Source organism: Agromyces sp. H17E-10 (genome assembly GCF_022919715.1).
Taxonomy (GTDB): domain Bacteria; phylum Actinomycetota; class Actinomycetes; order Actinomycetales; family Microbacteriaceae; genus Agromyces.
On sequence record NZ_CP095042.1, the window covers coordinates 150,484 to 170,112 of the forward strand.

22 protein-coding genes and 1 tRNA gene are annotated in these 19,629 nt (G+C 70.3%); 4 read left to right on the top strand and 19 right to left on the bottom strand.

The features are described from left to right. Positions 1-31: 31 nt before the first annotated feature. The 3 genes from MUN74_RS00720 to MUN74_RS00730 all read right to left on the bottom strand — a co-directional run bounded on the left by MUN74_RS00720 (position 32) and on the right by MUN74_RS00730 (position 1,741). Entirely contained in the window at positions 32-280 is a 249-nt protein-coding gene (locus MUN74_RS00720) for a helix-turn-helix transcriptional regulator (protein WP_244854463.1), read from the bottom strand. Positions 281-459: 179 nt separating this feature from the next. Then, positions 460-536 (bottom strand) — tRNA-Pro (locus tag MUN74_RS00725). A 101-nt stretch (positions 537-637) separates the two neighbouring features. Next, positions 638-1,741: a type I restriction endonuclease gene (locus MUN74_RS00730; RefSeq protein WP_244854465.1), complete on the bottom strand. Its 1,104-nt coding sequence runs from the start codon at positions 1,739-1,741 to the stop codon at positions 638-640. A gap of 63 nt (positions 1,742-1,804) precedes the next feature. Between MUN74_RS00730 and MUN74_RS00735 the strand changes: the two genes are divergently transcribed. Beyond that, positions 1,805-3,337, top strand: a complete 1,533-nt coding sequence (locus MUN74_RS00735) for a DUF2252 domain-containing protein (protein WP_244854467.1) — start codon at positions 1,805-1,807, stop codon at positions 3,335-3,337. 6 nt (positions 3,338-3,343) lie between these two features. Here MUN74_RS00735 and MUN74_RS00740 read toward each other — a convergent pair whose 3' ends face one another. Next, entirely contained in the window at positions 3,344-3,973 is a 630-nt protein-coding gene (locus MUN74_RS00740; RefSeq protein WP_244854469.1) for a hypothetical protein, read from the bottom strand. Positions 3,974-4,008: 35 nt separating this feature from the next. After that, on the bottom strand, positions 4,009-4,476 hold the full coding sequence (locus MUN74_RS00745) for a MarR family winged helix-turn-helix transcriptional regulator (protein WP_244854470.1): 468 nt from the start codon (positions 4,474-4,476) through the stop codon (positions 4,009-4,011). 88 nt (positions 4,477-4,564) lie between these two features. On the opposite strand from MUN74_RS00745, the gene MUN74_RS00750 reads away from it, so the two are divergent. Continuing rightward, positions 4,565-5,185, top strand: a complete 621-nt coding sequence (locus tag MUN74_RS00750; protein ID WP_244854472.1) for a GNAT family N-acetyltransferase — start codon at positions 4,565-4,567, stop codon at positions 5,183-5,185. 55 nt (positions 5,186-5,240) lie between these two features. Further along, on the top strand, positions 5,241-5,495 hold the full coding sequence (locus tag MUN74_RS00755) for a hypothetical protein (protein WP_244854474.1): 255 nt from the start codon (positions 5,241-5,243) through the stop codon (positions 5,493-5,495). 37 nt (positions 5,496-5,532) lie between these two features. Here the strand turns inward: MUN74_RS00755 and MUN74_RS00760 are convergent, their stop codons facing one another. The 5 genes from MUN74_RS00760 to MUN74_RS00780 all read right to left on the bottom strand — a co-directional run bounded on the left by MUN74_RS00760 (position 5,533) and on the right by MUN74_RS00780 (position 10,258). After that, entirely contained in the window at positions 5,533-6,459 is a 927-nt protein-coding gene (locus MUN74_RS00760; protein ID WP_244854476.1) for a CHAD domain-containing protein, read from the bottom strand. Beyond that, positions 6,459-6,695: a DUF167 domain-containing protein gene (locus MUN74_RS00765; RefSeq protein ID WP_244854478.1), complete on the bottom strand. Its 237-nt coding sequence runs from the start codon at positions 6,693-6,695 to the stop codon at positions 6,459-6,461. The genes MUN74_RS00760 and MUN74_RS00765 overlap by 1 nt, the downstream gene beginning before the upstream one ends. Positions 6,696-6,724: 29 nt before the next feature. Further along, entirely contained in the window at positions 6,725-8,236 is a 1,512-nt protein-coding gene (gene der, locus MUN74_RS00770; RefSeq protein WP_244854480.1) for a ribosome biogenesis GTPase Der, read from the bottom strand. A gap of 115 nt (positions 8,237-8,351) precedes the next feature. After that, entirely contained in the window at positions 8,352-9,032 is a 681-nt protein-coding gene (locus MUN74_RS00775) for a response regulator (protein ID WP_244854481.1), read from the bottom strand. Then, positions 9,029-10,258, bottom strand: a complete 1,230-nt coding sequence (locus MUN74_RS00780) for a sensor histidine kinase (protein ID WP_244854483.1) — start codon at positions 10,256-10,258, stop codon at positions 9,029-9,031. The genes MUN74_RS00775 and MUN74_RS00780 overlap by 4 nt, the downstream gene beginning before the upstream one ends. Positions 10,259-10,377: 119 nt before the next feature. Between MUN74_RS00780 and MUN74_RS00785 the strand changes: the two genes are divergently transcribed. After that, a complete protein-coding gene (locus MUN74_RS00785; RefSeq protein WP_244854485.1) occupies positions 10,378-11,121 on the top strand; it encodes a GAP family protein in 744 nt (247 codons plus the stop codon). A gap of 125 nt (positions 11,122-11,246) precedes the next feature. Here the strand turns inward: MUN74_RS00785 and cmk are convergent, their stop codons facing one another. Genes cmk through MUN74_RS00830 form a run of 9 tightly spaced genes read right to left on the bottom strand, consistent with a single transcriptional unit; the run spans position 11,247 to position 19,617 of the window. Further along, a complete protein-coding gene (cmk, locus tag MUN74_RS00790) occupies positions 11,247-11,936 on the bottom strand; it encodes a (d)CMP kinase (protein ID WP_244854487.1) in 690 nt (229 codons plus the stop codon). Positions 11,937-11,966: 30 nt separating this feature from the next. Then, a complete protein-coding gene (locus tag MUN74_RS00795; protein WP_244854489.1) occupies positions 11,967-13,049 on the bottom strand; it encodes a prephenate dehydrogenase in 1,083 nt (360 codons plus the stop codon). A 1-nt stretch (position 13,050) separates the two neighbouring features. Beyond that, positions 13,051-13,830, bottom strand: a complete 780-nt coding sequence (locus MUN74_RS00800; RefSeq protein WP_244854490.1) for a pseudouridine synthase — start codon at positions 13,828-13,830, stop codon at positions 13,051-13,053. Next, the gene (gene scpB / locus MUN74_RS00805) at positions 13,823-14,524 is read right to left on the bottom strand and encodes an SMC-Scp complex subunit ScpB (protein WP_244854492.1); all 702 of its coding nucleotides are present in this window, start codon (positions 14,522-14,524) and stop codon (positions 13,823-13,825) included. Before scpB ends, MUN74_RS00800 begins: the two co-directional genes overlap by 8 nt. Continuing rightward, a complete protein-coding gene (locus MUN74_RS00810; protein ID WP_370647323.1) occupies positions 14,514-15,401 on the bottom strand; it encodes a segregation and condensation protein A in 888 nt (295 codons plus the stop codon). The genes scpB and MUN74_RS00810 overlap by 11 nt, the downstream gene beginning before the upstream one ends. Next, positions 15,385-16,272, bottom strand: a complete 888-nt coding sequence (locus MUN74_RS00815) for a ParA family protein (RefSeq protein WP_244854493.1) — start codon at positions 16,270-16,272, stop codon at positions 15,385-15,387. Before MUN74_RS00815 ends, MUN74_RS00810 begins: the two co-directional genes overlap by 17 nt. Before the next feature lie 57 nt (positions 16,273-16,329). Beyond that, positions 16,330-17,235, bottom strand: a complete 906-nt coding sequence (gene xerD / locus MUN74_RS00820) for a site-specific tyrosine recombinase XerD (protein WP_244856519.1) — start codon at positions 17,233-17,235, stop codon at positions 16,330-16,332. Next, positions 17,232-17,921, bottom strand: a complete 690-nt coding sequence (locus MUN74_RS00825; RefSeq protein ID WP_244854494.1) for an NUDIX domain-containing protein — start codon at positions 17,919-17,921, stop codon at positions 17,232-17,234. Before MUN74_RS00825 ends, xerD begins: the two co-directional genes overlap by 4 nt. Next, positions 17,914-19,617, bottom strand: coding sequence for a CTP synthase (locus MUN74_RS00830; protein ID WP_244856521.1), 1,704 nt, complete (start codon positions 19,615-19,617; stop codon positions 17,914-17,916). Before MUN74_RS00830 ends, MUN74_RS00825 begins: the two co-directional genes overlap by 8 nt. Between the last annotated feature and the right edge of the window lie 12 nt (positions 19,618-19,629).

Genomic DNA, 19,629 nt, shown 5'->3' on the forward strand with positions numbered 1-19,629 from the left:
CAGCTCACCACCGTTCGCTGCGTCGGCGCGGCTATGCGGACTCGCGCTGCTCGGCGACCCACGCCCGCACATCTGCGACGGCGAACTTCAGGTGCTTGCCGAAGCGGTACGCCACCGGACCCTTCCCATGGGTCCGCCAGTCGTAGACGGTCGAGACCGGCACGCCGAGGTAGGCCGCCAACTCGGTGATGTCCATCAAGCGGTCGAGCCCCCAGCCGTCGAGAGAAACGGAAGCGGGAGCAGAATCGGCAACGATCTGCGATTCGTTCATGGTGTCCATGTGCCGTAGGTGCGCCCGCGGCGCCGCAGCGACCAAAGTCGACCGGGAGTATCCGCCCCCTGCCGTACGACAGTCGGGGCTGATCGTGCTCAGCGGTGCGAAAACGATGGGTTTTCGATGGGAGGATCAAACTTCTTAACCTCAAAAGTCCCGGAAACCCTTAGGTTTCCGGGACTTTCTGGTCGGGCTGACAGGATTTGAACCTGCGACCCCTTGACCCCCAGTCAAGTGCGCTACCAAGCTGCGCCACAGCCCGATGCTCCGGCGGCTTCGCCGAGGCAACTTGACCATCATAGCGGTATCCGAAGGGGTGCTCGTGCACACTCCGACGGTCAGCCAGCGTCTCGATCGCTGAGATCAGTCGTAGTAGTGAACCGTCCGACGAATTACGTCCGCGAACTCGTAGATCTCGTCGAGCGCCTCGATCGGATGCCGGGTTTCGTTCTTCTCGGCATCGAAGAGACCAAGGTACTTCTGTCCGGTGTTGAAGTGGATGCGCGCAATCGGCTTGCGATTGTTGTCATCGAGGAGCACACCGAAGTACGACTTCGTGTCTCGCTGAGCGATCCGAGCCGGCTTGACCTCGCTGCACGCGATCGCACGTACGATCTGGAATGCCTCGAGTTCCTCGAGCGTGGTCTCAATGCCGTCACCTGAACCGACATCCTTGGTGCTCGCTTGTGCGACCGCTTCACTCGCGCCAGAACCCGACACCGATGCATCATCACGCTGGAGCGCGTATCCAGGCCCGCCGAGTGCGGCCTTGATTCGTTCGTTGACCTGGTCACTCAGGAACTGTCTGGAAGCCTTCGCAACGAGTACCTGGAACTGATCACGCACCCGCTGTGTGATCGACCCCTCGTAGACGCGCGCAGTGAGGGCTCGAACCCAATCAGTATCCGGACTCGCGAACTGTGCGCTCAGCACCCGCTTGATCGCCCCGATGTACTTCAACTCTTCGGCCGCGCTGATGATCGAGTCGATGTCGAACGTGTCCTTGGTCAGTTTCTGCAGCTCGGGGATGAGCGTCTCATCGAGATCGCTCAGGTCGAGCACGAGGAACGGTTTCTCGTCCATCCTGTTGGGCGCATCAAGATCGGTGTAGAAGTGGTACTCGTTCCCGTCGGTCAGGACGGCGATCCGCGCGTTCGCGACCGCGAAGTAGCGGAATAGCTGCGACGAGTGTACGAGTGAAAGTCCGCTCCCGATCTTCTTGCACTCGATGAGAATCTGCACCTCGCCGTCCTTCACGATGGCGTAGTCGATCTTCTCACCGCGTTTGATGCCGACATCGGCGGTGAACTCGGGGACAACCTCGTTCGGGTTGAACACGTCGTAGCCGAGCACCAAGGAGATGAACGGCATCACGAAAGCATTCTTGGTCGCTTCCTCTGTCTCGATCGTGTGCCGTTGCTGAGCGATCTTATTGGCGAGGCTGGCAAGGCGTTCGGCGATCTCCATCGATCTTCCTTCCAAGGTGCAGGCAGGGCGGTACCATCCGCCCCGGCGTTCCGGCGAGACTAGATGGAATCGCTCGCCACGGAATCGCTGATTCTGTGTGAAATACGACGCCAGCGTTGGGGAGCCTCGTGCACCCCCACTCGCGGCCTATCCTCCACCCGGCGCCTGTGCCACGATCGACCCATGTCGACGACCGATTCCGCGGACCACCTTCGCTACGCACACGGCGCGGTCGCCGCGCGAGCGGCCTATCGCGACGCCGGTCGCGAAGCCCGGCAGCGAGCGAAGCGATCGAAGCATGCGCACTACGAGCCGCGGGAAGGCCGCGACCCGCTCGGCATCATCGAGCGGCAGAACGCCGACCGGCTGCAGGACCTGGTTCCCCTGCGCATGGCTCGCATGGCCGAGAGTCCCTTCGCCTTCTTCCGCGGTACGGCGGCCTTGCAGGCGGCCGACCTGGCGGACTCGCTCGACTCGGGCTTCTTCGTGGTCGCGTGCGGCGACGCGCACATCAGCAACTTCGGCGTGTTCGCCGCCCCCGATCGGAGCCTCGTGTTCGACCTCAACGACTTCGACGAGGCGTCGCTCGCACCATGGGAGTGGGATCTCAAGCGACTCGCAACGAGTGTGGTCATCGGCGGCCAGTCGAACGGATTCGCCGACGCCGTCGTCCACGAGGCCACGGTGCGCGCCGTCGCGACCTACCGGCGGAGCATCCGCCGCATGACCGACCTCTCGCCGGTCGAACGGTTCTACCTGCGGGATCTCGGCAACCCCGCCGGCGGCAAGCACGCCAGCTCGCGGGTCGCGATGCGCCGCGTGGTGAAGGACGCGGCCAAGCGCACGTCCGAGCGGGTCGCGTCGAAGATCATGGACCGCGACACCGCCGGCGCGCCGTTCATCCGCGAGCAGCCGCCCACCCTCACGCACGTGTCGACCGAGATCGAGGCACGGCTGGGCGGCATCGTCGACGACTACCTGCGCACGGCGGCACCCGATGTGGCGATGCTCATGTCGCAGTACACGGCGACCGACGTCGTGCGACGCGTCGTCGGAGTGGGCAGCGTCGGCACCCGATGCTTCATCGTCGTCTTCGCGGGCTCCCACGGCGATGTCGTCATCCTGCAGGTGAAGGAGGCCGGCCGCTCGGTGCTCGACGAGTTCGGCGGGCTGCGCGATCACCCCGATCGCCCGAGTGGCACGCGCATCGACGAGCTGGCCGGCGGAAGCCGGGTCGTGACGCTGCAGCGGATCCTGCAGTCGACCTCCGACCTGTTCCTCGGCCACGTCACGGTCGACGGGCGCGGGTACTACGTGCGGCAGTTCCGCGACCTCAACGCCGCGTTCGACGTGGCCGAGCTCGATCAGCCGGCGTTCTTCGACTACGTCGAGGCGTGCGCGACGAAGCTCGCGCGCGCGCACTCGCAGAGCCCGAGGGCCGGGTTCATCGCGGGGTACGTGGGGCGCAGCAAGCGGTTCGACGAGGCGATCGCCCAGTGGTCGCTCGCGTACGCGGCGCAGTCACGGGCCGACTACGAGGCGTTCCGAGCGGCGATCGAGGCGGGGCGGTTCCCGGTCGCGGAGTCGGCGCGCTGAGCCGTCTCAGAGGTACTTGCGCACCTCGTCCATGAACGACTTCGGGTCGTCGACCCAGATGCGCACGGCGTCCACGGCCTGCCGTCCGCCGTTCGCTCCGCCACCCGGGAGCAGCACGGGCGTGGGCCGCTCGAGCTCGATCTCGATGACGGTCTCGTTGTTGATGCGCAGCAGCAGCATGCGCGAGGCGTCCGCGCCGTCACCGGTCTCGACGATCTTCGGCGATTTCGGCTCGTCGACCCGCGGTCGCCGCGCAACCGAGGCGATGTCGTCCCACCGCAGCAGCACGTCGGTCTCGAGCCCCGAGCGCACGCGGATGCCTTCGGGCCCGACCGTGTGCGGTCGCATGAGGTACGCGCAGAGCAGGCCGAACATCCAGGTGAGCCCCCAGATGCCGAGCACGAGCAGCGGGATCCGCACGGCCGGCCAACGATGCACGATGAGGTCGAAGATCGGGATCTCGACGGCCGACAGCACGATGAAGATGATGAGCACCGTGAGCACGGGCCGGTGGTACCCGAACCCGGCGCCGCCCCGCTCGATCGAGGGTCGTCGGGCGATGAACCGTCCGATGCTCGCGTAGACGGCGAGTTCCATGCGCACCGCGCGCTTCGCGATCGCCCAGGCCCTCTGCACTGTGGACTCCTCATGGGCGGCGCCGACCGTGGCGCTCACGACGTACCAGCCCCGTCGACGGCCTCGGCCGCCTCGGCGACGAGCACGCGCAGGCGATCGGCGATCGCCGTGACTCCGCGTTCGAGCGCCGCTCGGTCGGCCGGCGCGACCGCGGCGAGCAACTCGTCGGTGAGGGCGGCGTGCTCCTGCTGCATGGTCGCCATGAAGGCCTGGGCGGATGCCTCGAGCGAGACCACGATCGCCCGTCGATCGCTCGGGTGCGGTGAACGACGGACGTAGCCGCCCGCCTCGAGCGCGTCGACGAGCCCCGTGACGTTGCGCGGACTCACCTCGAGCCGGGTCGCGAGCTCATGCTGGGTCGAGGGACCGTTCGCCGCGAGATCCCAGAGCACGCGCACCCGCGAGGGCGTGAGGGGCGTGCCGGCGAAGGCGCGAGCCATGTCCTTCTGGAAGAGCTCGCTCACCTCGAGCAGGCGGTCGAGCACGGTGATCTCGGGAGTCATATCGTGAGCTTACTACATTGTTACCTCTATTCACGATTACGGAAAGTGAGCGCGACGAGATGTCGGTGGTCACCGCTAGCGTGGACGCATGATGAGCGACCTCAGCGATGAGCTCGAGCCGTATCCGCTCCGAGTCGTGCCGGCGGGCGACGCGCCGTTCGACGACGTGGAGGCCGTCTTCGGCACGAAGGGAGATCCGGCGCACTGCTGGTGCCAGTGGTTCAAGCTCGCCCCCGCCGACTGGCGCTCGACGGGCGACGACGACCTCAGAGAACTGCTGCACCGGCAGCTCGAGTCAGCCGAGAACGGGCCCGGCCTGCTCGCGTACGACGACGAGACCCCGGTCGGCTGGTGCGCCGTCGAACCGAGGCCGAACCTCCCCCGGCTGCGGCGCAGCCGCATCATCTCGGGCGCCACCACCGAGCCCGACTTCGCCGACGAGAGCGTGTGGGCGGTCTCCTGCTTCGTGGTCCCCCGCGAATACCGCATGCGCGGCGTCGGCCGCGCGCTCGCCGCCGCTGCCGTCGAGTACGCGCGCGAACACGGCGCGCGAGTGCTCGAGGGCTACGCCGTCGACCCGGCCGAGCGCGCGAAGACTCCCGCCGCCGACCTCTACCACGGCACCGTCTCGATGTTCGTCGACGCCGGGTTCAGCGAGGTGGCGCGGCCGCGTCCCGATCGCGCGATCATGCAGCTGCAGCTCGGCTGAGCGGCGAGTTCGAACCCGCGGCCTCGTGATGCCTCGGCGGGGTTACGATGACCTCATGTTCTACGGCATGGGCGGTTGGCACGTTCTCGTCATCCTGGGCGTGATGCTCGTGTTCGCGCTCGTCGTCGCGGCGATCGTCGTTCCGATCGTCCTCGTCGCCCGGCATTCGGCCACGACCGACGACCGCAGTGCGGCACTCCCCCGAACGGTCGAGAGCCGTCTGCGCGAGCTCGACGATCTCCGCAATCGTGGAGTCATCTCTCCCGCCGAGCACGAGGCGCAGCGCGCGGCCATCATCCACGAGCTCTGACGCGGGGCGGACCGAAGCGGCACCCGACGGGTCGATCTCAGCCCTCGTCGACTCTGCAGACGACCGAGGCACGGTCCCGCAACTCCGCCATCGCCCGCGGCAGCTCACTCAGGAGCGACGCCGCCTCGGCCTCCACGGTGACCGTGATCGCCCGGCAACCCGAGACCGCACTCGCATCGGCGTCGCCGTCGCGCAGCACCGCCTCGAGTTCGGCGGCGAACAACCGTCGATCGCGGTGGGCGCCGAGCAGATCCTGCACCGCTTCCGCGGCGGCCGAGAGCTCGTGCACCTCGCCACGGCGCACGGGCCCGACGCCGCAGCGCACCGCATCGGCGACGTAGCGCAGGCGTCGTGCCGCCCGACGAAGCCGGTGCCGCGACGCGAGATCGCTTCCCGAGCGCGCGGCAAGCCTGAGCGCCCGATGCGCCTCATCGGCGACCAGCGCGACCAATGCCCGTTCGGTGGAGATCCTTGCATCGGCGTGATGCTCTTCGCCCCGGGCGGCACGAGCCAGGAATCGCTCGACGGGCGCTGCCATCGGCTCGCCGCCGTCAGCGGACACGGCGAGCCGCACGGCGAACGCTGCGTGCAAGGCGCCGTGCCTGGCTCGTAGGTCGGCGGCGAGCCGACGGAGGAGCTCATCGGTCGTCGGCGCGCCGAAGTACGACTCCACCTGCGCGATCCGCACCTCGAGGTCGCGAATCCTGCCGAGCTCGTCCCCGAGCGCACCGAGGTCGGCACGCACCCGGTCGACGTCGCCGCCGTCACCGTTGCCGAGACCGGCCAGCAGTCCGCGCGCACCCGCGAGCACGCTGCGCAAGCGGCGCACGAGCACGCGGGCCTGATGCACCGCATCGGGCTCGTCGGCCGAGACGGCGGGCGCGAGCGCGGTGAGCCGTGCCGAGTCGTCCGCGAGCGCGGCCAGCACGACGCCGAGGGCCGACCCTGAGGCATCCGACCGCATCAGACGCCTTCGACCCGCACCCGCTTGATGCGGGCCGTGGTGCCCCGCACGATCTCGACGTCGCGCTTCGGGACGCCGAAGTGCGCCGCGATCGCGACGATCACGCCGCCGTTCGCCGCGCCGTCGACCGCGCGTTCGCGCACGAAGACGGTGAGCGAGGCTGCGGGATCGTCGGGGGTCGCCTCGACGAGCGAGCCCTTGCGGCTCCCGGGCTTCACCCGGACGGTGACCTCCATCGAGCGCTCCCCCGCACGACCGCTTGCGCTCAGCGCTGGCGGCGCTCGCGCACGCGCATGTTCACGACGATCGGCGTGCCCTCGAAGCCGTACACCTCGCGCAGGCGCCGCTGGATGAACCGGCGGTAGCCCGGGTCGAGGAAGCCCGTCGTGAAGAGCACGAATGTCGGCGGACGGCTGCCCGCCTGGGTGCCGAACAGGATGCGCGGCTGCTTGCCGCCGCGCACCGGGTGCGGGTGCTCCTGCGTGAGCTCGGTGAGGAAGGCGTTGAACTTGCCCGTGGGAATGCGGGTGTCCCAGCCCTCGAGCGCCGTCTCGAGCGCCGGCACGAGCTTCTCGAGGTGACGGCCCGTGCGTGCCGAGATGTTGACGCGCGGCGCCCACGTGACGTGGTGCAGGTCCTGCTCGATCTCGCGCTCGAGGTAGCGGCGGCGGTCGTCGTCGAGCTGGTCCCACTTGTTGTAAGCGAGCACGAGCGCACGGCCCGACTCGAGGACGAGATCGATGATGCGCACGTCCTGCTCGGAGATCGGCTGCGTGACGTCGAGCAGCACGACCGCGACCTCCGCCTTCTCGAGGGCCGCCTGGGTGCGGAGCGACGCGTAGAAGTCGGCGCCCTGCTGCAGGTGCACGCGACGGCGGATGCCCGCGGTGTCGACGAAGCGCCAGATCTTGCCGCCGAGCTCGATCTGCTCGTCGACGGGGTCGCGCGTGGTGCCGGCGAGGTCGTTCACGACGACCCGCTCCTCGCCCGCTGCCTTGTTGAGCAGCGAGCTCTTGCCCACGTTCGGTCGGCCCACGATGGCGACCCGGCGGGGTCCGCCGAACTCCTCCTTCGCAACCGCGGAGACCTGCGGCAGCACTTTGAAGACCTGCTCGAGGAGGTCGGCCACGCCGCGACCGTGCAGCGCGGAGACCGGATACGGCTCGCCGAGGCCGAGGTTCCACAGCGCGGCGGCCTCGGGCTCCTGGCGTGCGTCGTCGACCTTGTTCGCCACGAGGAAGACGGGCTTCTTCGTCTTCCGCAGCAGGCGCACGACGTGCTCGTCGGTCGCGGTGGCGCCGACCGTCGCGTCGACGACGAAGAGCACGACGTCGCTGAGGTCGATCGCGACCTCGGCCTGCGCGGCGACCGATGCGTCGATGCCCTTCGCGTCGGGCTCCCAACCGCCCGTGTCGACGAGGGTGAAGCGACGGTCGAGGAACTCGCCCTTGTACGAGACGCGGTCGCGCGTGACACCCGGCGTGTCCTCGACGACAGCCTCGCGCCGGCCGAGGATGCGGTTCACGAGCGCCGACTTGCCGACGTTCGGACGGCCGACGATCGCGATGACCGGCAGGGCCGGGAGGTAGCGGATGCCTTCGACGCCCTCTTCGGAGTGCTCGAGCACCTCGAGGTCGTCGTCGTCGAGCTCGTAGTCGCTGAGGCCCGAGCGCAGGGCCGCGGCCCGCTGCTCGGCGAGTTCGTCGTCGACGCCGGCGAGCCGCTCGGCCAGGTCGTCGTGGGCGACGTCTTCGTACTCGTCGCGCTGGTCGGTCATACTGTCTCCTGGAACGTCGTGGGCGCGAATGCGCGCGGCTACCAGTCTGCCGTATGCCGGCTGTGAAGTCCGGATGCCGCGGGCCGACGCCGATCTTCGGAGCACCTCCGCGTGCTCAGGCCTCGGGTTCGCTCCCGCGGGCGAGCGCGACGGCGTGGGTCCGGCTGCGTGCCCCGAGCTTGGCGAGCACGTTCGAGACGTGGGTCTTCGCCGTCGGCAACGCGATGCCGAGATGCTCGGCGATCTCCGCGTTCGACCAGCCCCGCGCCAGGCCCGCGAGCACGTCGCGCTCGCGCCCCGTCAGGCTCGACAACGGAGATTCGTCCTCCTCCGCCTCTGGATCGGCGGGCTCGCCAGGCGACGCGGCGAGCGGCACCCCACCGGCGAGCACGGCGAGCGCACGACGGGTGACCCGCGGATCGAGCACCCCTTCGCCGCCGGCGACCCGGTGCACCGCGTCGACGAGGGTCGCGGCATCCGCGGTCTTCAGCAGGAAGCCGGCGGCCCCCGCACGGATCGCACCGAAGACGAGATCGTCCTCGTCGAAGCTCGTGAGCACGAGCACCTCGCCGAGACCCCGTTCGACGATCGCGCGGGTCGCCGTCACACCGTCGACGCCCGGCATGCGGAGGTCCATGAGTACGACGTCGGGGCGGAGCGCCGCGGCGTTGCGCACAGCCGCGGCACCATCGGCCGCCTCGCCGACCACCACGAGACCGTGCGTCTCGAGCATGATCCGGAGGGCTTCGCGGATGGCCCCGTGGTCGTCGACGACCATGACCCGGGGCGCCGTCATGCGGCGACCGGAATCGTCGCACGCACCGACCAGCCGGAACCGTCGGGACCGGCGCTGAACCGCCCGCCGAAGGCTCGCACCCGCTCGTCGAGCATTGCGAGACCGGTGCCGTTGCCGGGCAGGCTCGGGCGCTCGAGCGGGCGGCCGTCCTGCGAGTCCACGCGAACGTCGAGCGAGCGGGCCCCGACCTCGATCGCGACCGCGACCCGGCCTCCCGCCGCGTGTCGGGCGCAGTTCGCGAGCGACTCCTGCACGATGCGCGCGGCCAGTTGCTCGACCGCCGCGGGCACCGACGGCACCAGCGCCGCCGGCGGGCCGTCGACGGTCACCTCGAGCCCGGCCCGGCGAGCCTCGTCGACGAAGCCCGGCACGCGGTCGAATCGCGGCGGCACGACGAGTTCGCCGCCGCCGGCGCGGAGCACGGTGATCATCGAGCGCAGCGCCTCGTGCGCCTCGAGGCTCGAGTCGCGCACCGCCCGCAGCGCGGCACCGTCGGCGCCCGGCTCGCGATCGCTCGACAGTGCGGCCTCGGCGCGGATCGCCATCGCCGACACGTGCCCCGCCACCAGGTCGTGCAGCTCGCGCGCCATGCCGTCGCGTTCGCGCTGCAGCGCCGCCTGCCGGTCGCGTTCGGCGAGTCGCATGACCTCGCGTGCCTCTCGACGGTGGAGAGCGGCGAGCTCGTTCGCCTGGGCGACGGCGGTCGCCCACCAGTAGTCGGTGCCGAGCAAGGCGCCGAGCTGGAGGCCGACGAGCACGGCGATGCGCCCGTCGCCCGTCACGACGAGCGCGAGTCCGGTGATGGTGACCGTCGCGGCGATGCAGGCGGCGAGGATGCGACGACGCACCGTCGCGCCCGCCCCGACAGTCACCGTCCACAGCAGGTCGAGGAGCGCGACGAGCGTGCCGATGCCGCCGACCGTGAACAGGGCGACGAAGCAGAGCACGCTCACGATCGCGAGGCCGATACGGGCATGCCGACGTTTGAGCGCGACGCAGACGACCGCCGGCAGCGACAGCGCGACGCCCCACCATTGCGAGACCGGCTCGGGCAGCACCGAGATCGCGTTCCAGATCTCGCCGATTCCCACCGCGGCCGCGACGACGCTCAGCACGGCGATCCCGCCGGCGTCGATGAGCGGCCGATGCCGCCGGATCCAGCGGGAGAATGCCCCGTCCCCTGATCCGGTCGTCCCGGTCGCGGCTCCACGCATCGCCGTGTCCATGCCCTCCATCGAAGCACGCCCGGGCTCCTCCGCGGTACGCCGAAAGGATGAGTGCCGTCAGGGTCGCTCGGTCATCCGGCCGATGCGCGCGAACAGGGCGCGACGACAGGCTGGCAGGCATGGATCTCCTCACCGACGCTCCGCTCGGGCTCTCGCTCGCCGCGCTGGCGCTGCTCGACGGACTCAGCATCGGCACCCTGCTGATCCCCGTGTTCCTGCTGCTCGCGCCGCGGCTCCGGGGTGGAAGGGTGCTGCTCTACCTGGTCACGATCGCGGTCTTCTACCTGCTCGTGGGCGTGCTCTTCATGCTGGGCCTCGTGAACCTGGTCGACGTCGGCCGGGATTTCCTCGGTTCGACGACCGGCCTCGTCGTGCGCCTCGGCGTCGGCGTCGCCCTCATCGTCATCGCGTTCGCGATGCCGACGGGCGCCCGCACACGGCCGCCCGTCCACGCCGACGCGGGCGTCGCCGGCCGGGCGACCTCCGCCGCGGCATCCCGGCACGTCGTGTCGGGCCCGACCCTCGCCGTCGAAGCGGGCGCCGCAGGCGCCGCAGGCGCGGCGGGCGCGGCTTCTCGGGGCGGCCGAATCTCCCGCTGGCGGGACCGCCTGCTCTCGGACGCGGCATCGCCTGCGAACGTCATGGCGGTCGCGCTGGCCGCCGGGCTCATCGAGGTCGCCACGATGCTGCCCTATCTCGTCGCGATGGGCATGCTGGCCGAGGCCGATCTCGCAGCACCGATGCGGTTCGCCGCGCTCGCGGGCTACTGCGCGGTGATGATCGCTCCGGCGCTGCTGCTCCTCGCGCTGCGCATCGTCGCCGCTCCGCTCGTGCAGCGGCCCCTCGAGCGCCTCGCCGCCTAGCTCGAACGCACCGCGGCAGACAACACGGCCTGGATCCTCGGGATCGTCGGGTTCCTCGTGGCGAGGGATGCCGCGAGCGAGCTCGGTCTCTTCGACCTGGTCGACACGCTCACGAAGCGCTGACCTCAGGCGCCGGGCGAGGTCTCTGAATCACGGCGAGCTTCGACGACCGCGATCACCGCGTCGACCGTCTGCTCGAAGTCCAGGTCGCTCGAGTCGACCGTCGTGACCCCTTCGGCCGCGGTCATGAACTCGACGACCTTCGAATCGGCGGCGTCGCGCTTGCGCATGGCCTCGCCGACGACCGCGACCGAGCTGCCCGCCAGCTCGGCGGCGCGCCTGGCCATGCGCACCTCCTCGGACGCGGTGAGCAGGATGCGGACGGGCGCGTCGGGCGCGACGACCGTCGTGATGTCGCGTCCCTCGACGACGATGCCGGGCCGTCGCTCGGCGGCCATGATCGACCGGAACAGCTCGATGAGGTGCGTGCGAACCTCGGGCACGCGGGCGACACGGCTGACGACCGCCGAGATCTCCGGGTCGCGGATCGCCTCGGTCACGTCGGTGTCGCCGACGTGGACCCGGTAGCCCGCCGGATCGGTGCCGATGCGGTAGTCGAAGCTCGGCAGGCATGAGACGACCGAGTCGGCGTCGTCGGTGTCGACGGCCGACGCCTCGACGTGCCACGCGAGCGCCCGGTATGCCGCGCCGGTGTCGAGGAATCCGTACGACAGTCGCTTCGCGACCGCCTTCGACACGCTCGACTTGCCGCTGCCGGCGGGTCCATCGACGGCGACGACGACGGGGATCTCCACGGATGCCTCCAGGGGGTGGTTCGGGCCGGCTCAGCCGGCGATGCGCCAGCCGCGCTCGGCCAGCTCGTTGGTCAGTCGATCGGCTGCTTCGGGGACGACCTGCACCTCGGCGAGGCCGACCTGACGGCCGGGCGAGTGCTCGAGCCGCAGGTCTTCGAGATTGACGCCGATCTCGCCGATCTCGGCGAGCAGCCGGGCGAGCTGGCCCGGTCGGTCGTCGACCATGACGACGACGGTCGTGAATCGCTTGTCGGTGCCGTGCTTGCCGGGAAGGCGCGCGACGCCCGTGTTGCCACCCGTGAGCTCCTCGGCGACGCGGCGCCGAGCGCCGGGCGCTGCGGGATCGCCGAGCGCCTCGATGAAGCGGTCGAGGTCGTCGCGGAAGGCGACGAGGATGTCGCGGACGGGCGCGGAGTTCGCGCCGAGGATCTGCACCCAGAGGTCGGGGTCGCTCGCCGCGATGCGGGTCACGTCGCGGACGCCCTGGCCGGCGAGCCCGAGTGCGGCGTTCGGGGCGTCGATGAACCGGCGCGCCATGACGCTCGCGACGACCTGCGGCACGTGCGAGATGAGGGCGACGCCGCGGTCGTGCTCGTCGGGCGTCATCTCGACGAGGGTCGCCCCGAGGTCGAGGATGAGGTCGTCGATGGCCCCCGCGCGCTGGTAGCTGATCGCGTCGTGCGCGGCGACGACCCACGGCCGGCCGGCGAAGAGGTCGGCGCGGGCGGCGAGTGGGCCGCCGCGCTCGCGTCCGGCGAGCGGGTGCGAGCCGATGTAGCGCGACACGTCGGCGCCCGCGCCGGTGAGCTCGTCGAGGATGCCGGCCTTGACGCTCGCGACGTCGGTGACGATCGCCTCGGGGAAGGCGGCGAGCTCGTCGGCGACGACCCGTGCGGTGACGTCGGGCGGCACCGCGACCACGATCAGCCGCGGGTCGTCGCCGGGCCGGGCCGGCTGGCCGGCGCCGAGATCGGTCGCGATCGCGACGTGCGTCGGTGAGGCGTCGGCGAGGATGACGTCGACGCCACGGGCGCGCAGCCCGAGCGCGACGCTCGTGCCGAGGAGCCCAGCGCCGACGACGCGCACCTGGCCGGTGAGCCGTGATTCGACCACGTCAGTGCCCTTCCGGGGCCGATGCCCCGCTGCCGGCGGACCTGGCGATGGTGAGCAGCCGGCCGCGTTCGTCCTTCGTCAGCTCGCGCAGCTGACCGGCCCTCAGTGTACCGAGGTGCAGGGGCCCGAACTGGCGGCGCACGAGCTCGACGACCGGGTGGCCGACGGCCTTCAGCATGCGCCGCACGATGCGGTTCTTGCCGGAGTGCAGCGTGATCTCGACGATCGTGTGCTTCGCGTCGCCCTGCGTCTGCAGGATCTTCGCCCGATCGGCCTTGATCGGACCGTCGTCGAGCTCGATGCCCTGCTTGAGCTGCTGGAGGGTCTGCGGGGTCAGCCGTCCGCGCACCTTCGCGACGTACGTCTTCTCGACCCCGAACGACGGGTGCGCGAGCACATGCGCGAGCTCGCCGTCGTTCGTGAGCACGAGCAGGCCGCTCGTCTCGGCGTCGAGACGGCCGACGTTGTAGACGCGCTCCTCGAGGTCGTCGGTGAACCGGCGCAGGTCGGGACGACCCTGCTCGTCGCGCATCGACGACACGACCCCCGTGGGCTTGTTGAGCATGTAGTACCGCTTGGCCGTGTCGAGCTGCACGGCGACGCCGTCGACCGAGACGAGGTCGGTCTCGGGGTCGACGCGGGTGCCGAGCTCGGTGACGATGCGACCGTTCACCTCGATGCGCCCGGCGAGGATGTACTCCTCGACCACGCGACGGCTCGCGACGCCCGCGGCGGCGAGCACCTTCTGCAGGCGCACGCCTGCCACTTCCGATTCAGCCATCGAGGTCGAATCCTCCCTGTCCGTCGTCGAGCAGCGGTGAGATGGGCGGCAACTCATCGAGCGAGTTGATGCCGAGGTTCGTGAGCAGCAGGTCGGTCGTGCCGTAGAGGATCGCGCCCGTCTCGGGGTCGGTGTCGACCTCGGTCACGAGTCCCCTCCCGAGCAGGGTGCGCACGACGGAGTCGACATTGACCGCCCGGATCGACGCGACCTGGGAACGCGAGATCGGCTGCTTGTACGCGATCACCGACAGCGTCTCGAGCGCGGCCTGCGAGAGCCGGGTCGACGACTGGGTCACGACGAAGTCGGTCACCAGGGCGTCGTACTCGCCGCGCACGTAGAACCGCCAGCCGCCGCCGACCTCGCGGAGCTCGAAGGCGCGACGGATGCCGCGTGCCTCGGCTTCGACGACGGCGAGGTCGGTACGGGGCTCGCCCGACGGCGCTCCCCCGTCGTAGTCGACTCGCAGCCGCGCGATCGACGCCCGGACCTCGGCGACCGGCCGCGCGACGGCCGCGGCGAGGTGGACGACGCTCTGCGGTTCGTCGGCGATGAAGAGGATCGCCTCGATCGCGCGATCGAGGTCGATGTGGGGCTGGCCGGGCACGTCGAGCGGGGTCGCGACCGAGAGCTCGGGGCCGTCGGCGATCGTTCCCCCCTCGGCTTCGTCGGTCGTGGTCGGCTCATTCGTCATAGTCGGCCCCCAGGCTCTCGAGGTTCGCGTCGGTCCAGTGCTCGGCCGCCCAGCGAAGCGTCAGCTCCCCCAGCGGTTCGAGCTGCTCGAAGCCGATCGCGGCGTGCCGGTACAGCTCGAGCACGGCCAGGAATCGGGCGACGACGACGCCCCGCTGCGCCACGCCCGCGATGAGCTGGCGGAAGGTCACCGGCTCGCCGCGGCGCAGCACGGCGACGACCTGCGCCGCCTGCTCGCGGATCGACACGAGCGGTGCGTGCAGGTGGTCGAGCCCCACGACCGGGATCTCGCGCGGTGTGAGCGCGAGCGTCGCGAGCGCCGCGAAGTCCTCCGCCGAGAGGCTCCAGACGAGTTCGGGTGCGCGCTGCCGGAACTTCTCCTCGAGCCGTACCGTGCGCGCGTGCCGCTGCGCCTCGGCGTCGAGCTCGCCGCTGAACCATCGCGCCGCCTCCTTGAAGGCGCGGTACTGCAACAGCCGCGCGAAGAGCAGGTCGCGGGCCTCGAGCAGCGCGACGTCCTCCGCGTCGACCAGCTCGCCCTGCGGCAGGAGCCCGGCGACCTTCAGGTCGAGGAGCGTCGCCGCGACCACGAGGAACTCGCTCGCCCGATCGAGCTCCTCCTCGGAGTCGAGGCCCTTGAGGTAGGAGATGAACTCGTCGGTCACCTTCGAGAGCGACACCTCGGTGATGTCGAGCTCGTGCTTCGCGATGAGCGAGAGCAGCAGGTCGAACGGTCCCTCGAAGTTGGTGAGCGCGACGCGGAACCCGGGGTCGTCGCCCGCGCCCGCGGCATCCGTCACCGTTTCGTCGCCCGCCGATGCAGCTCGCTCGGCCGGGGCAGCCTCGTCCGCGGGCGCCTGCTCAGGCGACCGCGCCACGGAAGACCAGCTCCCTCGCGAGCTGCCGGTACGCCTTCGACGCCTGGTGCTCGGGGGCGAACTCGGTGATCGGCGTCGCCGCGACCGTCGCGTCGGGGAACTTCACGGTGCGCGTGATGACCGTCTCGAGCACCTGGTCGCCGAACGCGTCGACGACGCGCTCGAGCACCTCGCGCGAGTGCAGCGTGCGAGCGTCGTACATCGTCGCGAGGATGCCGTCGAGCGTGATCGCGGGGTTCAGCCGGTCGCGCACCTTGTCGATCGTCTCGATGAGCAGGGCCACGCCGCGCAACGCGAAGAACTCGCACTCGAGCGGGATGACGACGCCGTGGCTCGCCGTGAGCGCATTCACGGTGAGCAGGCCGAGCGACGGCTGGCAGTCGATGAGGATGACGTCGTAGTCGGGAGCGACGCGGCGCAGGACGCCGGCGAGGATCTGTTCGCGGGCCACCTCGGTGACGAGGTGCACCTCGGCCGCCGAGAGGTCGATGTTCGCCGGGATCACGTCGAGGCCCTCGACCGTCGTGCGCTGGATCGCGTCCTTCGGCTCGAGCTGGCGCGACAGCAGGAGGTCGTAGATCGTCGGCACGTCGTGCGTCTGCACGCCGAGCCCGGCCGACAGGGCGCCCTGCGGGTCGAAGTCGATCGCGAGCACCTTGCGGCCGTACTCGGCGAGCGTCGCACCGAGGTTGATCGTGGTGGTCGTCTTGCCGACGCCGCCCTTCTGGTTGCAGAGCGCGATGATGCGCGCCGGACCGTGCGAGGCGAGCGGAGCGGGCTCGGGGAACTCGCGGTGAGGGCGACCGGTGGGACCCAGCTCCGGCTCCAGCGAAGCGATTCCGTCCGCCGAGTCGTGCTTCTGCTGCGTCACGTGTCGTCTTCTCTCCTGGTCCGGGCGTCTGCCCGTTCGGGTAGGGCTTGGTCGATTCTAGCGAGCACGCGGGTGGGCTGCCGTGTACATCTCCCGGAGTGTATCGGCTGTGACGAGCGTGTAGATCTGCGTCGTCGCGACCGACGAGTGCCCGAGCAGCTCCTGCACGACGCGCACGTCGGCGCCGCCCTCGAGCAGGTGGGTCGCGAACGAATGGCGCAGGGTGTGCGGTGAGACGGATGCCTCGAGCCCGGCCCGCTCGGCCGCTCCGCGGATCACGTCCCACGCCCCCTGCCGGGAGAGCCGCTTGCCGCGGACGCCGAGGAACAGGGCCGGCGTCGCCTGACCGCGCGCCGAGAAGATCGGCCGGGCGCGCACGAGGTAGGCGTCGATCGCCCGTCGTGCGTAGCTGCCGACCGGCACGATTCGCTGCTTGCCGCCCTTGCCGAAGAGCCGGACGACCTCGTCGTCGATGAGGTCGTCGACGTTCAGCGAGACCGCCTCGGTCACGCGGGCGCCGGTCGCGTAGAGCAGCTCCAGCAGTGCGGCGTCGCGCAGCTGCACCGGCTCCTCCCCTCCGGCGGCCGCGATGAGCGCTTCGACGTCCTCGACCGGGATCGCCTTCGGCAGCCGCGCGGGCAGCTTCGGCGGGCGCAGGTCGCGGGACACGTCGGCGTCGAGCTCGCCCTCCTCGGCGAGGAATCGGTGCAGCCCCCGCACCGCTGAGAGCACGCGGGCGATCGACGAGGTCGCGAGCACCGGTTCGCGCTCGGTGCCGAGGTATCGCACGAAGTCGGAGAGGTCGCGCTCGGCGACGCGATCGAGCTCCCCCGGACCGCGTGACTCGAGCCAGTCGGCGTAGATCGCGAGGTCCCGCCGGTACGACGCCGTCGTGTTGCGCGACAGGCCCCGCTCCACGGCGAGGTGCCGCAGATAGCCGTCGACCCGCGCTGCGGTCGTCACCGCCCCGCCGAACCTCGAATCGGCGGCGTGCGGCTCGGCCACGGGGCATCCGCCTCGCCGAGGCCGCGCCAGCCGCGGCCGCGTGCCGCGTGCGCGGCGAGCACGGCGATCGCGAGCGGACCGTTGTGGATGCGGCGCGCGAGCACCGCGTCGACGCATTCGTCGAGCGGCACCCACCGGGTCTCGAGCTCGGCCTCCTCGTCTTCGCGCTCGTACGCCTCGGCGGTCGCACGCAGGCCCCGGGCCAGGTACACCCGGATCACCTCGTCGCTGCCGCCGGGCGACGTCGCGAAGTCGGCGAGCACGGCCCAGTCGGATGCCTCGAGGTCTGCCTCCTCCGCGAGCTCGCGCTGCGCCGCCACGAGCGGATCTTCGCCGTCGACGTCGAGCAGGCCCGCCGGGATCTCCCAGTCGCGCATCCGGATCGGGTGCCGGTACTGCTTGATGAGCAGCGCTCGGTCGTCGTCGTCGAGCGCGAGCACCCCGACGGCACCGGTGTGGTCCATGAACTCGCGCACGATGGGCGCGCCGCCGAGCTCGAAGGTCTCGCGGCGGATGCTCCAGACGCGTCCGGCGAAGACGGTCTCGCTCTTCGTGATCGGGAGCGAGGCCGGGTCGTCGGCGAGCCGCTCGGGCGACTCGCCGACGATCACGTCACGCCGGGTTCCGTCGACAGCGTCAGCCATTGTTGACGTCGAACAGGCGGCTGGCCTGCTGGCGTTCGAGCGCTGCCGCCACGAGGCCGCGGAACAGCGGGTGCGCGTGGTTCGGCCGGCTGCGGAGCTCGGGATGCGCCTGGGTGGCGACGTAGAACGGGTGCACGTCGCGCGGCAGCTCGACGTACTCGACGAGATTGCGGTCGGGCGAGAGCCCCGAGAACACGAGGCCGGCCTCCGCGATGCGCTCGCGGTACGCGTTGTTGACCTCGTAGCGGTGCCGGTGGCGCTCGCTCACGTCGGTCGCACCGTAGAGCTCGGCCACGATCGACCCCTCGTCGAGCTTCGCCGGGTAGAGGCCGAGCCGCATGGTGCCGCCGAGGTCGCCGCCCGAGATGATCTCCACCTGCTCCTCCATCGTCGCGATGACGGGGAACTCGGTGTCGGGGTCGAACTCGCTGGACGACGCGCCGGGCAGGCCCGCCACGTTGCGCGCGTACTCGATCACCATGCACTGCAGGCCGAGGCACAGACCGAGCACGGGGATGCCGTTCTCGCGCGCGAAGTGCAGCGCGCCGAGCTTGCCCTCGATGCCGCGGACGCCGAAGCCGCCTGGCACGCAGATGCCGTCGAGGTGCGAGAGGTGCTTCTGGGCACCCTCGGGCGTCTGGCACTCGTCGGACGGGATCCACTCGATCGCAACCTTGGCGTCGTTCGCGAAGCCGCCCGCCCGGAGCGCCTCGGTCACCGACAGGTAGGCGTCGGGCAGGTCGATGTACTTGCCGACGAGACCGATCTTCACCTCGTGCTTGGGGTCGTGCACGACGCGCAGCAGGTCGCTCCAGCCCGACCAGTCGACCGCGTCGGCCTTCTGGTCGAGGCCGAGCGCGTCGATCAGGTATGCGTCGAGGCCCTGTTCGTGCAGCATCGTCGGGATGTCGTAGATCGACGGCACGTCGACCGCGTTCACCACGGCGGCCTCGTCGACGTCGCACATGAGTGCGATCTTGCGCTTGTTCGACTCGGTGACGGGGCGGTCGCTGCGCAGCACGAGCGCGTCGGGCTGGATGCCGATCGAGCGGAGCGCGGCGACCGAGTGCTGCGTGGGCTTCGTCTTCTGCTCGCCCGACGCACCCATGAACGGCACGAGGGAGACGTGCACGAAGAACACGTTCTTGCGGCCGAGCTCGTGGCGCACCTGGCGCGCCGACTCGATGAACGGCTGCGACTCGATGTCGCCGACGGTGCCGCCGATCTCGGTGATGATCACGTCGGGCTTCGGGCTCTCGGACGCCTGCAGGCGCATGCGTCGCTTGATCTCGTCGGTGATGTGCGGGATGACCTGCACCGTGTCGCCGAGGTACTCGCCGCGACGCTCCTTGGCGATGACGGTCGAGTAGATCTGACCGGTCGTGACGTTCGCGGCCTGCGACAGGTCGATGTCGAGGAAGCGCTCGTAGTGGCCGATGTCGAGGTCGGTCTCAGCACCGTCGTCGGTCACGAAGACCTCGCCGTGCTGGAACGGGTTCATCGTGCCCGGGTCGACGTTGAGATAGGGGTCGAGCTTCTGCATGACCACCCGGAGGCCGCGCGCGGTCAGCAGGTTGCCGAGGCTCGCGGCGGTGAGTCCCTTGCCCAACGAAGAAACGACACCACCAGTCACGAAGATGTGCTTGGTCGTGTCGTTGTTGTTGTCTGCGCTCTGCGCTCTTCCGCGTTCATCCACCACGGGCTTCGA

Bases quoted from the DNA above. Each gene is read 5' to 3' on its own strand.
- MUN74_RS00755 (WP_244854474.1), top strand. From the start codon at position 5,241: ATGTTCTACGGCATGGGCGGTTGGCACGTTCTCGTCATCCTGGGCGTG.
- MUN74_RS00750 (WP_244854472.1), top strand. From the start codon at position 4,565: ATGATGAGCGACCTCAGCGATGAGCTCGAGCCGTATCCGCTCCGAGTC.
- MUN74_RS00730 (WP_244854465.1), bottom strand. From the start codon at position 1,741: ATGGAGATCGCCGAACGCCTTGCCAGCCTCGCCAATAAGATCGCTCAG.
- MUN74_RS00775 (WP_244854481.1), bottom strand. From the start codon at position 9,032: ATGACGGCGCCCCGGGTCATGGTCGTCGACGACCACGGGGCCATCCGC.
- MUN74_RS00720 (WP_244854463.1), bottom strand. From the start codon at position 280: ATGGACACCATGAACGAATCGCAGATCGTTGCCGATTCTGCTCCCGCT.
- MUN74_RS00825 (WP_244854494.1), bottom strand. From the start codon at position 17,921: ATGGCTGACGCTGTCGACGGAACCCGGCGTGACGTGATCGTCGGCGAG.
- MUN74_RS00800 (WP_244854490.1), bottom strand. From the start codon at position 13,830: ATGGCTGAATCGGAAGTGGCAGGCGTGCGCCTGCAGAAGGTGCTCGCC.
- scpB (WP_244854492.1), bottom strand. From the start codon at position 14,524: ATGACGAATGAGCCGACCACGACCGACGAAGCCGAGGGGGGAACGATC.
- MUN74_RS00760 (WP_244854476.1), bottom strand. From the start codon at position 6,459: ATGCGGTCGGATGCCTCAGGGTCGGCCCTCGGCGTCGTGCTGGCCGCG.
- MUN74_RS00780 (WP_244854483.1), bottom strand. From the start codon at position 10,258: ATGGACACGGCGATGCGTGGAGCCGCGACCGGGACGACCGGATCAGGG.
- MUN74_RS00745 (WP_244854470.1), bottom strand. From the start codon at position 4,476: ATGACTCCCGAGATCACCGTGCTCGACCGCCTGCTCGAGGTGAGCGAG.
- der (WP_244854480.1), bottom strand. From the start codon at position 8,236: ATGACCGACCAGCGCGACGAGTACGAAGACGTCGCCCACGACGACCTG.
- MUN74_RS00785 (WP_244854485.1), top strand. From the start codon at position 10,378: ATGGATCTCCTCACCGACGCTCCGCTCGGGCTCTCGCTCGCCGCGCTG.
- MUN74_RS00735 (WP_244854467.1), top strand. From the start codon at position 1,805: ATGGAATCGCTCGCCACGGAATCGCTGATTCTGTGTGAAATACGACGC.
- MUN74_RS00765 (WP_244854478.1), bottom strand. From the start codon at position 6,695: ATGGAGGTCACCGTCCGGGTGAAGCCCGGGAGCCGCAAGGGCTCGCTC.